Annotated in this window: 13 protein-coding genes; 2 read left to right on the top strand and 11 right to left on the bottom strand. The window is 69.5% G+C overall.

Annotated features, from left to right (window positions below):
* Positions 1–53: 53 nt before the first annotated feature.
* Complete coding sequence (locus tag BM249_RS09350; RefSeq protein ID WP_091971155.1) at positions 54–338, top strand: hypothetical protein; 285 nt, start codon at positions 54–56, stop codon at positions 336–338.
* A gap of 77 nt (positions 339–415) precedes the next feature.
* Here the strand turns inward: BM249_RS09350 and BM249_RS09345 are convergent, their stop codons facing one another.
* From BM249_RS09345 to BM249_RS09315, 7 genes are all read right to left on the bottom strand, one after another.
* The gene (locus BM249_RS09345; protein WP_091971153.1) at positions 416–1,297 is read right to left on the bottom strand and encodes a 3-hydroxybutyryl-CoA dehydrogenase; all 882 of its coding nucleotides are present in this window, start codon (positions 1,295–1,297) and stop codon (positions 416–418) included.
* A gap of 187 nt (positions 1,298–1,484) precedes the next feature.
* Positions 1,485–2,438: an electron transfer flavoprotein subunit alpha/FixB family protein gene (locus BM249_RS09340; RefSeq protein WP_091971151.1), complete on the bottom strand. Its 954-nt coding sequence runs from the start codon at positions 2,436–2,438 to the stop codon at positions 1,485–1,487.
* A 97-nt stretch (positions 2,439–2,535) separates the two neighbouring features.
* Positions 2,536–3,285, bottom strand: coding sequence for an electron transfer flavoprotein subunit beta/FixA family protein (locus BM249_RS09335; protein WP_091971149.1), 750 nt, complete (start codon positions 3,283–3,285; stop codon positions 2,536–2,538).
* A 229-nt stretch (positions 3,286–3,514) separates the two neighbouring features.
* Entirely contained in the window at positions 3,515–4,087 is a 573-nt protein-coding gene (locus BM249_RS09330) for a cob(I)yrinic acid a,c-diamide adenosyltransferase (RefSeq protein WP_091971147.1), read from the bottom strand.
* A gap of 56 nt (positions 4,088–4,143) precedes the next feature.
* Positions 4,144–4,776, bottom strand: a complete 633-nt coding sequence (locus BM249_RS09325) for an acyloxyacyl hydrolase (RefSeq protein WP_091971277.1) — start codon at positions 4,774–4,776, stop codon at positions 4,144–4,146.
* A gap of 143 nt (positions 4,777–4,919) precedes the next feature.
* On the bottom strand, positions 4,920–5,105 hold the full coding sequence (locus BM249_RS09320) for a twin transmembrane helix small protein (RefSeq protein WP_091971275.1): 186 nt from the start codon (positions 5,103–5,105) through the stop codon (positions 4,920–4,922).
* Positions 5,106–5,187: 82 nt separating this feature from the next.
* Entirely contained in the window at positions 5,188–7,872 is a 2,685-nt protein-coding gene (locus BM249_RS09315) for a TIGR02302 family protein (RefSeq protein WP_091971145.1), read from the bottom strand.
* Between the two features lie 177 nt (positions 7,873–8,049).
* Here BM249_RS09315 and BM249_RS09310 point away from each other — a divergent pair, with 177 nt between their 5' ends.
* Positions 8,050–8,607, top strand: coding sequence for a tellurite resistance TerB family protein (locus BM249_RS09310; RefSeq protein WP_244528663.1), 558 nt, complete (start codon positions 8,050–8,052; stop codon positions 8,605–8,607).
* 59 nt (positions 8,608–8,666) lie between these two features.
* On the opposite strand, the gene lysA is transcribed toward BM249_RS09310, so the two are convergent.
* The 4 genes from lysA to BM249_RS09290 form a co-directional block, all read right to left on the bottom strand.
* Positions 8,667–9,944 carry a diaminopimelate decarboxylase gene (gene lysA, locus BM249_RS09305; RefSeq protein WP_091971144.1) on the bottom strand — a complete coding sequence of 426 codons (1,278 nt, stop codon included), beginning with the start codon at positions 9,942–9,944 and terminating at the stop codon, positions 8,667–8,669.
* An 86-nt stretch (positions 9,945–10,030) separates the two neighbouring features.
* Positions 10,031–10,393: a hypothetical protein gene (locus BM249_RS09300; protein WP_091971142.1), complete on the bottom strand. Its 363-nt coding sequence runs from the start codon at positions 10,391–10,393 to the stop codon at positions 10,031–10,033.
* 130 nt (positions 10,394–10,523) lie between these two features.
* Entirely contained in the window at positions 10,524–10,793 is a 270-nt protein-coding gene (locus BM249_RS09295) for a 3',5'-cyclic-nucleotide phosphodiesterase (protein WP_091971140.1), read from the bottom strand.
* 168 nt (positions 10,794–10,961) lie between these two features.
* Positions 10,962–11,690: a hypothetical protein gene (locus tag BM249_RS09290; protein WP_091971138.1), complete on the bottom strand. Its 729-nt coding sequence runs from the start codon at positions 11,688–11,690 to the stop codon at positions 10,962–10,964.
* Positions 11,691–11,779 lie beyond the last annotated feature (89 nt).

Below are 11,779 nucleotides of genomic sequence, written 5' to 3'. Positions count from 1 at the left end.
GGTGATCGGATGCCCAGGCTCACGTGAGCCCGGGCCAGCCACGAGGGGACGGAATGGTACAGCAGCTTCACCCGCAGGAATCCCGCCAGGGCAAGAGGGGCAAGCCCGTCCTCCTCGTCCTCGTCGGCAGCCTGGCTCTTCTGGCCGTTGCCATCGTCGGGCTGATGTCCTGGCAGGGCGCCAAGTCCCCGACGGATTACGCGGCTCAGACCACGGCCGGCACCCAGAATCCGGGCGCCGCGAACCAGCCCAACAACGGCCTCAAGTCGGACATGCCGGCGAGCACTGGCAGCACCGTTCCGGCCAACACCCAGCCCTCGACGAATTCGGCCCGCTGAAACCCGTGACGGCCTGAATGGAAAAAGCCCGGCCCGCATCACGCGTGGCCGGGCTTTCTTATGATCGAACCCGCTTCTCAGCGCGTTGGAACCGGCGTTTCGCCGCGATAATCGTAGAAACCGCGTTTGACCTTCCGGCCGAGCCAGCCGGCTTCGACATACTTCACGAGGAGCGGACAGGGGCGATACTTCGAATCGGCCAACCCCTCGTAGAGCACCTGCATCACCGACAGGCAGGTGTCCAGGCCGATGAAGTCGGCGAGCTGCAGAGGCCCCATGGGATGGTTGGCGCCGAGCTTCATCGCCGTATCGATGGATTCCACCGAGCCGACGCCCTCGTACAGGGTGTAGATCGCCTCGTTGATCATCGGCAGCAGAATGCGATTGACGATGAAGGCCGGGAAATCCTCCGACATCGTCGAGGTCTTGCCGAGCTTGGCGATGAAGGCTTTCGCCGACTCGTAGGTCGGGTCCTCCGTGGCGATGCCGCGAATCAGCTCCACGAGCTGCATCACCGGCACGGGGTTCATGAAATGGATGCCGATGAACCGCTCGGGCCGATCCGTGGACGCCGCCAGCCGGGTGATGGAGATGGACGAGGTGTTGGTGGCGACGAGGGCATCGGGCTTCAGGGAGCCGCACAGGGCGCTGAAGATCTGGCGCTTGGTCGCCTCGTCCTCCGTCGCGGCTTCGATGACGAGGTCACAGACAGCGAGGTCATCGAAGCTTTCGGCCCCGACGATGCGCGCGACGGCCCCCCGGCGCAGATCCTCGGCAATCGTGCCCTTGGCGACCTGACGGGCGAGGTTGCCGTCGATGGTGGCGAGCCCGCTGCGGATGCGCGCGGGATCGCGGTCGTTCAACCGGACGTCGAGACCCGCCATGGCGCAGACATGGGCGATGCCGCTGCCCATCTGCCCGGCCCCGACGATCCCGACGGTCCTGATATCGATGCCCATGCGGTGAATCCAAACCTCCGAAGCGCTTCCGGCCTCGCCCGGGTTTGTCCGGGACAGGCACGGTTTGCGGCCCTCAAAACGCGCGTCGCGTCAGAATCTTAGACCATTTCCGGGCCGGAGGCAGCCCGTCGGGGGAGATTCTCCCGCAGGGCACCCCGGACCGTGACGCTGACTGGCCCCGAAACTCCTACTGCCCCCTGGCCTTGGCGACCTCGGCCTGGAACTCGGGGACAATCTGGAACAGATCGCCGACGAGGCCATAATCCGCCACCTGGAAGATCGGCGCGTCCTCGTCCTTGTTGATGGCGACGATGACCTTCGAATCCTTCATGCCGGCGAGGTGCTGGATCGCGCCGGAGATGCCCACCGCCACGTAGAGATCGGGCGCCACCACCTTGCCGGTCTGGCCGACCTGCCAGTCGTTCGGAGCGTACCCCGCATCCACGGCCGCGCGCGAGGCGCCCACCGCCGCGCCGAGGCTGTCGGCCAGGGGCTCGATGAGCTCCTTGAACTTGTCGGCCGACCCTAGCGACCGGCCGCCCGAGACGATGATGCGCGCGGCGGCGAGTTCGGGCCGATCGGATTTGGCGATCTCCTCGCCCTTGAAGGTCGAAGCACCGGCGGCCGGAGCGGCAGCCGAGACGGCCTCGACGGGCGCGGCCGAACCGCCCTCGACGGCGGCCTTGAAGGCGGCCGTGCGCACGGTAATGACCTTCTTGGCCTCCGTCGCTTGCACGGTCTGGATGGCGTTGCCGGCGTAGATCGGGCGCTCGAACGTGTCGGGCGAGACCACCGTGATAATGTCCGAGATCTGGGCGACGTCGAGGAGGGCGGCGACGCGCGGCAGCACGTTCTTGCCCGTGGTCGAGGCAGCGGCGAGGATCACGTCGTAGGCGCCCGCGATCGCCGCGATTCCGGCGGCGGTGGGCTCGGCCAGGGCATGGTCGTAGACGGCGTCCTCGCTCACCAGCACCTTCTCGACGCCGTCGAGCTTGGCGGCGGCCTCGGCGGCCGGGCGGCTGCCCGAGCCGAGGACAAGGGCGTGGACGGGGCCGCCGAGCTGGACGGCGGCGGTGAGGGCCTTCAGGCTGGCGTCGCGAACCGCGCCGTTGTCATGCTCGAGATACAGGAGGGTGGCCATGCGGGGGAGAATCCTCGGAATCTATGGACCGGGGACCCGTCGCCAGGGCGGCGCCGGGTCGCGCACGGGGGATTAAGGCGAAGAGGCGGAATCCGGGTCAGATGACCCCGGCTTCGACCTTGAGCTTCTCGACGAGGACCTTCGCCGACTCGACCTTGACGCCCGCCTTGCGGCCGGCCGGCTCGACGGTCTTCAGCACCTTGATCCGGGGTGTGACGTCGACACCGAGGGCATCGGGAGCGAGCTCCTCGAGGGGCTTCTTCTTCGCCTTCATGATGTTCGGCAGCGAGGCGTAGCGCGGCTCGTTGAGGCGCAGATCCGTCGTGACGATGGCCGGGAGCTTCAGGCTCACGGTCTGGAGGCCGCCATCGACCTCGCGGGTCACGTCGATGGCGCCGTCACCGAATTCGAGCTTGAACGCGAAGGTGCCCTGGGGCCAGTCGAGGAGGGCCGCCAGCATCTGGCCGGTTTGGTTGGAATCGTCATCGATGGCCTGCTTGCCGAGGATGACGAGTTCCGGGTTCTCCTTGGCGACGAGGGCCTTCAGGATCTTGGCCACGGCCAGGGGCTCCACGAGGCCATCGGTCTTCACCAGGATCGCCCGGTCGGCCCCCATGGCCAGGGCCGTGCGCAGGGTCTCCTGCGCCTGCTGCGGGCCGATGGACACGGCGACGATCTCCGTGACCTTGCCCTTCTCCTTCAAGCGGATCGCCTCCTCGACGGCGATCTCGTCGAAGGGGTTCATCGACATCTTGACGTTGGCGAGATCGACCCCCGAGCCGTCGGCCTTGACGCGGATCTTGACGTTGTAATCGACGACCCGCTTGACGGGCACCAGAACCTTCATGGCGGTCACTATCCTCCGCGCGGGATATTCTTGGGGAGGGCCGGCGCGGCGCGCGGAGGATCCCCGGCACGCCCGGTGATCCAGAACCCTCACGATTGAGGCGGCGGACCGTAACGATGAGCTTTCGGCCTTGTCAACGCAGGTGCGCAGACGCACCCCAGCCGGATCGCACGGCGACCGCCCCTCGGATCACGTCACCCGGGGATCGAAGGGCCGTCAGCGGTTCTCGTCAGCGGTTCTTGCCGGGCACCCAGAGCACGTCATCGGCGCCGTTGGCATTGGCGGCGCGACTCGCCACGAACAGGAAGTCGGACAGGCGGTTAAGGTATTGCAGGGCTGGAGCCGACACGTTTTCGCCCTCGGTGGCCGCGAGGGCGACGGCGAGGCGCTCGGCCCGGCGGCACACCGTGCGGGCGAGGTGCAGGGCCGCCGCCGCCGGAGAGCCGCCCGGCAACACGAAGGACTTGAGCGGCGATAGATTGGCGTTCAGGGCGTCGATATCGGCTTCCAGGCGCTTCACCTGGGCGTCCACCATCCGCAGGGGTTCGTAGGGCAGGGGCTCCCCGGTCTCGGGCGTGGCCAGATCGGCGCCGAGGTCGAACAGATCGTTCTGGATCAGCCCCAGCATGGCATCGAGGGCCGGGTCGGCGTGGAGTCGGACGAGGCCGAGGCAGGCATTGGTCTCGTCCACTGTGCCGTAGGTCTCGACACGCAGATCGGCCTTCGAGCGGCGCTCGCCGCTGGCCAGGGCCGTCGTCCCCTTGTCGCCCGTGCGGGTATAGATGCGGTTGAGCGTGACCAAGGAGCGCGTCCGATGAGCCGAGGGATCTTACGAGGTCAGCAAAAGATCGTATCAGGTCAGAAGGTGTAACCGATCTTGCCGCCGAAATTGGTCAGGCCGCGGTTGTTCACGCACAGGCCGGCATTCGACATGTGCTCGACGGTGGCCATGATGCTCCACCGCTCGGTGATGCGGAAGCCCAGGGCCGCCGCCTCGCGGAACAGGGGATTGCAGCCGAGTGAATTGAAACCGAAGGGCGTGGTCGATTTCGGACCCGTATGGCCGTCGTGGAAGCCGGCCCCGAAGAAGCCTTCGAGGAAGACGATATTGTTGAGGGTCTTGGGAAACAGGTCCACGCTCCAGGTTCCGCCGATATAGGCGTAGCTCGTGCGCCCCCCGAAATTGTAGCTGCCGCCCACGGTGGGACGGGGCACGAAGGCTTGCCAGAACGGATCGAGGCTCACCAGCGGCTTGGCGAACAGGATCTCGCCGTTGATGTTGTTGGTGTCGCGCTCGGCGCTGCCGGGGTCCTGAACCGCGCCGCCGATGCGAACCTCGGAGACGATGCTCAAGGGCTGGGCCGGGGCCGCGTAGGCGGCGGGCAGACCGGGGCCGCGCAGGTCGGCGGCCATGACCGAGGCGACCTGGCCCGGGGCGAGGACCGCCAGCGCGAGGGTGCCGGCGAGCAGGCGGGACGAAAGGGAGTGCATCGAGGACCGATCCATTTGTACCGGTCAGGTCTAGCATGGGGGGATCGAGGCGTGTCAGGGCGCAGCCCGCGTAATCCACGCCTCGGCCCGCGATAGATCGGCGGTGAGACCTCCCCGCCACACCGCCGCGCCGGACGTGGTCTTCAGGCGGAGCGCCACCACACCACGCCCATGATGAGCACGATGGCGAGGAATTGCAGGAGCACGCGCAGGCGCATGAGCTTCTGCGAAAGGTTGGCGCTGCCGCCCCGCATCATGTTGGCGAGGCCGAGGAGGAGCACGACGGCCACCGCCAAGCAGGCGAGGAGGACGAGGGTGTTGGAGGAGATCACGGCGTCAGGGTCTCGCGGCTCGGGGTAGGGTGGTCATATGTCGCGTCGTGCCTCCCGCGCCCAGGGGCTCGGTGCGGCGTCAGTTCCGACGCAGGAGGCGCTCGAAATAGTCGAGTTCCTCACGCGGGCGGCTCGGATCGCCGAGCTTGCGCCGCAGCTCTTCCATGATCCGCCGGGTGCGCTGGACGGCGGATTCGTCGGCCGTGGGTACGCGGGCCTTACCGCTCGTCATGTCGCGGCCCTTGTTGGGACGCCCGAGGGGATCGTTCTCTGAGCTGCCGGCCTGCCCCTGCTGACTCGGGTTCTGCCCGCCTTCCTGCTGGCCTTCTCCCTCGCCCTCGGCTTCCGCCATCTCCTGCATCTGTTTCTGCATGCCCTCGGCGCCCCGCTTCAGCCCATCGAGGGCGCGCCCCTGAGCGTCGACGGCATCGCCCTCGCGCCCCTGGCCGAGGGCGTCTTCGGCTTCCCGCATGGCGTCCTCGGCTTCGGACAGGCCCTCTTCGCCCTCCATGCCGAGGTCCTTCATCCGACGTTGGAGATCCTGGAGGCGCTCGCGCAGGGCCTGCTGGCGCTCGCCCTGCCCCGCCTGCCCCTCGCCGCCTTGTCCCTGCTGACCCTGCCCCTGTTGACCTTGCCCCGGCTGATCCTGGCCTTGCTGGCCCTGACCCGGCTGGCCCTTCTGCCCCCGCTGCGGCTGCCCCCGCTGCGGACGCTGGCCGGGACGCGGCTGGCCGGATTGGCCTTCCTTGTCCTGGCCATCCTTGAAGGTCTGGTCGCGCAGGTCCTGCTGCTCACGCGAAAGCTTGTCGAGCTCGTCGGCCTGCTTGGCCATCTCTCGGCCGGGCTGGTTCCCCTTGGCGCCGGGCTCGGCGGTCTGGAGGTTCTCGAGGATCTCGCGCAGCTGTTCGAGGAGACGTTGGGCCTCGGCCGTATCGCCACGCTTCATGGCATCGGCCATGTCCTTGAGCATCTTGTCGAGGTCGTCGGGCGTCACGGTCTTGCCACCCTGATTCTTCGGCTGTCCGTCCGCCTTCGGCTTCGCGCTCCTATCCTTCTGGCGCTCGGCCATGTTCTTCATGAACGCGTCGAGGGCCTTCTTCAGGTCCTGGGTGAGCTTCTGGATTTCCTCGTCGGGGGCATTGCGCTCGATGGCCTGCTTCAGGTTGTCCTGGGCCGCCCGCAGGCTCTTCTCGGCATCCGACAGATCGCCGTCCTCGATCTTCAGGGCCATCTCCCACAGGAGGTCGGCGACCTCCAGGAGGGCAGCGTCGTCGTGGGCGGCGCGCAGGCGTCGGGTCGCGGTCTTGAGGCCCAGGAACACGCTCGGTTGCGGCGTAAACCGCTCGGGCGCGATGAGGAGCGCATCCAGGGCCGTCTGCACCCGGCCCCGGCTCTCGTCGGGGGCGGTAACGAGGCGGCGGCGTTCCTCCGCCAGGGACCGCGCCAGGGCCTGCGTGAACATGCGGGCCGGCAGGATGATCTCGGCGGGTTCCGTGCGGCCCTCCTGGCCGGCCTCGTCCTTCACCACCAGGGTGAGGCGCACGCGGGCGCCGGACCATGGATTGTCGGTGAGATCGACCAGGGTCTTCGTGTCGGTTTCGCCGCTGGCGTCACCCGGCAGCGCGAGGGCGATGCGGGGCGGCGGCACCAGGGCACGGGTGCCGGCCAGGGGCTCGACGATCCCTTCGGCCGAGGCGATGCCGTAATCGTCCTTGGCGCGGTAGCTCAGGTTGAAGGTGCCCCGGCCGTTGACCTCCAGGGCACCGATGCGGCGCACCTCCGGGGCCATGTCGGGGATGGTCTCGATCATCAGATGGCGGGGCGGGCCGCCCGCCGTGATGGTGAGGTCGGCGAGGCCGCCGGTGAGCTGGAACCGGTCCTCGCGCAGGTCGGCGCGGGGCGACTTGCCGGCTTCCTTCCCGGGCCCATCCTTGCCGGCGCCATCCTTGCCGGGGAGGGGCTTCAATCCGGCGCGGGGCTCCACGGTCGCCTCCCCATGGCCGGCGATGCGGACGACCAGGGTGGAGTTCACCGGCGCACGCAGGCGCTGCTCGGCGCCCTCCAGGGTCACCACCAGGGGCGGCAGGCGGGTATAGAGGGGCGGGTCGATCCAGCCATCGACCCGGAAGCTCGGGGCGGGCGGCGGCGGCAGGGTCCAGTCGAACGCCCCGGCGAGGCGTTGGCGCCATTCGGGTCCGGCGACGAACAGGCTCGCGACGGCGGCCACAACGAGGGCGGCGCGCAGGGCTAGGGGGTCGCGCCGGGGCATGTCGGGCCGGGGCGGGGCCGCCTTGAGCCGCGCCACGGCCTCCGCCGACCTGCGTTGATGCAAGGCCCACAGCGCCCGGGTCGCCGGGTCGGTGGTTCCGAGCGCCAGGGTGTCCTCGATGGCGGAGGCCGGGCCATGGGCGAGGCCGCCATCGCCGCCGGCGGCTTCGCGGTCGATCCGCGCCAGGGCAGTGCGTCGGCTCGCACGGCGCAGGCGCGCGAGGGGGAAGAGGGCGGCGACCAGGGCCAGGGCGAAGGCGGCGAGGCCGATCCGGCGCCAGAGCGGCGACAGGTCGAGCCAGAGACCGAGCCAGGATGCGATGAGAAAGGCGAGCCCGACGCCGAGGCCGCGCCACAGGATCGGCCAGGCCCCCTCCCACAGGAGCGCGGCCTGCGACCGGGACACGAGGCGGTCGAGGCGTCCGCGCGGGGCGGTGGTCTCCCCCACGCCGGGATCGCGCGTCGCACCGGACGTCACCGGGTCGGCCTCGGCCATCGTGTCTGGCTCCTGTGACGCCATGGGGCGCCGGATGGGCAAGCTAGCATGGTGGCCGCCGGGGGCGATCGGGTCAAATCAGCCCAGGCCGAGGCGGAACCGGGCGGCGATCTGAACCGACCGCCCCCTCGCGCGGTTGGGAAGCGATTCACGATCACGAACGGGAGAGCGCATCCGATGTCAGAAGCACAGCATTCCGAGGCGCAGAGCATGGTCGATGCGCTGGTGCGCACCCGCCGCACCGGTCTCGCCGCAACGGCAGCCCTCGGCGGTCTCGCCCTGGTGGTTGGCCTCGCCACCAAGGCCCTGCGAACCACCTCCGCGTCAAAGAGCGCCGAGGCGTCGGCCGAGAAGGCCGGCACGACACCGTTCGACCACGCCACCGTGGGCGAGGACGAGGCGCGGACCATGCTGCGCGCCATGGTGGCGGCGACCCTGGCGGATGGCTTGGTGGATGCGGGCGAGCGCAAGCGCCTCGATGACGCCCTGGCGGCGGCGGGCATCGGCGATGACGGCCGCCGCTGGCTGGAAGCCGAACTCGCCGATCCGGCGGACACCGACGACATCGCCGAACGGGTGACGAATCCCGAGCAGGCGGCACGCATCTATGCGGCGGCCCGCCTCGCCATCGATCCCGACACTCTGCAGGAACGCACATTCCTCAAGGACTTGGCCGACGCCCTCGATCTACCGGATGAGGCGACTCACCGGTTGGAAGCGGATCTGGCCGCCTAAGAAACACTGTCTTAACGGCAGAAGCTCGCCCGATTGTTCAACATCGGGCGAGTGCCCGATCAGGCGCCCTCCACCAGCCAGCCCGGCACGCGGTCGAGGCCGATCAGCTCTTCGTAGGTCTGGCGCGGGCGCACCAAGGCCCAGTCGGCGCCGCGCACCAACACCTCGGGCACGAGGCGGCGGGTGTTGTAGGTGCCGGCTTGGACGGCGCCGTAGGCGCCCGCACTCATGACGGCGATGAGATCGCCCGGCGCCACCTCTGGCATGTCGCGGCCGAGCGCGATGTAGTCGCCGCTCTCGCAGACCGGGCCGACCACGTCGGCGACGAGCCGGGGCGTCTGCGGCCCCGGCTCGACGACGGAACGCAGGCCGTGAAAGGCGTCGTAGAGGGTCGGGCGGATGAGGTCGTTCATGGCCGCGTCGACGATGACGAAGGTCCGCCCCTCGGTGCGCTTCACGTAGAGGACACGGGTGACGAGGATGCCGGCATTGCCAGCGATCATACGGCCGATCTCGAAGACCGGGCGCAGGCCGAGGCCGGAGAAATGCGGGCGCAGGATCGCCGCCAGGGCGGACGGATCGGGCGGCGGCGCGTTGTCGTCGCGGTACGGGATGCCGAGCCCCCCGCCGAAATCGATGTGGTGCAGGGCGTGCCCGTCGGCCAGCAGATCGCGGGCGAGGCCGGCGAGGAGCCGAGCGGCGTGGTCGAAGGGGGCCAGGTCGGTGATCTGGCTGCCGATATGCATGTCGACGCCCGAGACGGCGAGGCCGGGGAGCGTGGCCGCATGGGCGTAGACCGCCCGCGCCCGGGTGATGGGGATGCCGAACTTGTTCTCGGACTTGCCCGTGGAGATCTTCGCGTGGGTGCCGGCATCGACGTCGGGATTCACCCGGATCGAGACCGGCGCCATGAGGCCGAGGCTTGCCGCCACCCCCGACAGAACGTCGAGTTCCGGCTCGCTCTCGACGTTGAAGCAGTAGATGCCGGCCTTGAGGGCGGCGGCCATCTCGCCGGGGGTCTTGCCGACGCCCGAGAACACGATTTTCTGCGGATCGACCCCGGCGGCGAGCGCCCGGCGCAACTCGCCCTCCGACACGATGTCCATGCCGGCGCCCTGGCGGGCGAGGGTGGTCAGCACCGCTTGGTTCGAATTCGCCTTCATGGCGTAGCAGACGAGGGCATCGTCGCCCGCGAAGGCGTCGGCGAACACCCGGTAATGTCGCTCCAGGGTGGCGGTGGAATAGCAATAGAACGGCGTGCCGACTTCGGCCGAGAGCCCCGTCAGGTCGACATCCTCGGCGGCGAGGCGCCCGTCGCGATAATGGAAATGGTGCATCGGAGTGCCTTGGACACCGGCCTCTGAGGCCGGCCTGAGACGATGAGCCAGGATCGGCCGGGCCCCGGAGGGCCGGCACGAGCGGGCTAGAGGAGCGGATCGAGGAAGAAGGGCTGCTTTGGCACGACGTAGCCGCGCTTGGCCCCACGCGTCGTCGAGACCGGCGCCTCGGTGCCGCCGCTCGCCACGGCGGCCGAATCGAGTTCGTCCCCGGCCCGCACGGCATCGGAATCGGGCGTGGCCGTTCCACCGCCGAGGCCGACGCTCTGGGGCAGGGCACGGGGGCTCGCAGGCGCGGCCACGTTCGCGGAGGTTCGCGAGGCGGGCAGCGTCGGCGCGGCGCTGCCAGGCGGCGGCTCGAGGCCGCCGCGACGACCACAGCCGGAAGCACCAAGGGCGACGAGGCCGAAGGCCGCGAGGATCGTTAAGGAACGCAGGCGAAGGGGCATCGGGGCTTTGGGTGTCCGGCACGCGGTTGCCCGGCACCATAGCGGGTGCCGGGCCGCGACGCGAGGGAAACGGCCCCGCTTATCCCGTGGGCGATCCGGACCCGCTGCGCGGGCCGTCGCGGTGAAGCGATTACTTCTTGTTGCCGGGGGTCTTCTCGTAGGCGTCGATGGCGCGGCGACAGTTCTCGGACAGCTTGGCCCAGTTGGTCTGGAAGCACTTGTCCATGGCCGGATCGTCCGGAGAGAGATTGCCGCAATAGGTCAGGTAATCACCGGTGCAGTACTTCTTCAGGGTCTCGTTGCCGCGCTTGGTCTGGGGCGCCGTCTGCGCCGTGGCGGCGCCGACGAGGGAGGCCGTGGCGACCAGGGCGAGGGCGAGCGATGTCAGGGTTTTGGCCATAGGGGCGCGGTCCGTCTTCAGATCAGGTGGGAATGCGCGATCGGATGATGCGCTTGCGTGGTCGAAACAAGGCACAGGCGCGGCGGCGCATGGGAAAGTGCGTTTATCTACGCCGCGGCCTGAACGTGACGCAACGGCCGACCGGGGCGCGGGTTCAGGGGATCGTCGTCAGGATTGCGCGAGGGGAAAGGCCCCGACGGCGGGCAGGCGCTCGCGGCGCATGAGTGTGTCAGCGACCTCCGTGATCCGCAGGCGCAGGGCGGCGGTGTCGTCGTCCTGCGGCGCCGTGCGGGCCACGGCCTGCGCCAGGGCGTCCTCGGCGGCGGCGAGGCTCGCCCGCAGGGTCTCGCGTTCGGCAACGAGGGCGGCGCACCGCGCCGTGAGGTCGATGCCCGTCGCGTCCGGGGCGGGGACGGGGTGGCGCTGGAGGGCGAGATCGTCGAGGAGGTCCCTGTGAGCGTCTTCCAAGACCTGCAGGGTAGCCAGGCCGACGGCGCCATCGGCCCGCGCGGCGGCGAGGTCGTGCTCCACGCTCGCGAGCGCGGTCCGGGTTTCGGCGATCTCAGCCTCGCGCGCCCGAAGCATCGCGGTCCCGGCCTCGACCTGCCGGGACAGGGTCGCCGCCTCCAGGGTGCGCGCGCCGATGGCCGCGAGGTCGGCGTGGCGGGCGGCCTGCACCGCCTCGACCCGCCGCTCCAGGCGACGGCGCGCCACGGCGAACTCGGCGCGCAGATGATCCTTCTCGGCGGCGACCTCGGAGACGGACAGGGGCAGGCGCGCCTCGATCCGGCGCTGGGAGAGCCGCAGGGCCCGTGCGTTCACCGCCGGCAGCAGCAGCAGGGCGCACAGAGCAGCGGCGAGAAAGCCGAGCACGAAGATCATGACGGTTTCGATCACGCGGGCCTGCTCATGCGTTGGGTCGGATCGGAGGGGGGATCGGCCGGAGCCGGCCCCCTTGTCGGCACGCTTATCCTACCCTTGTCGTG

The organism is Methylobacterium gossipiicola, from assembly GCF_900113485.1.
In the GTDB taxonomy this organism is placed as follows: Bacteria; Pseudomonadota; Alphaproteobacteria; order Rhizobiales; family Beijerinckiaceae; genus Methylobacterium; species Methylobacterium gossipiicola.
Note: the sequence above shows the minus strand (reverse complement) of the source record. Positions and strands in the feature narration are given on the sequence as shown.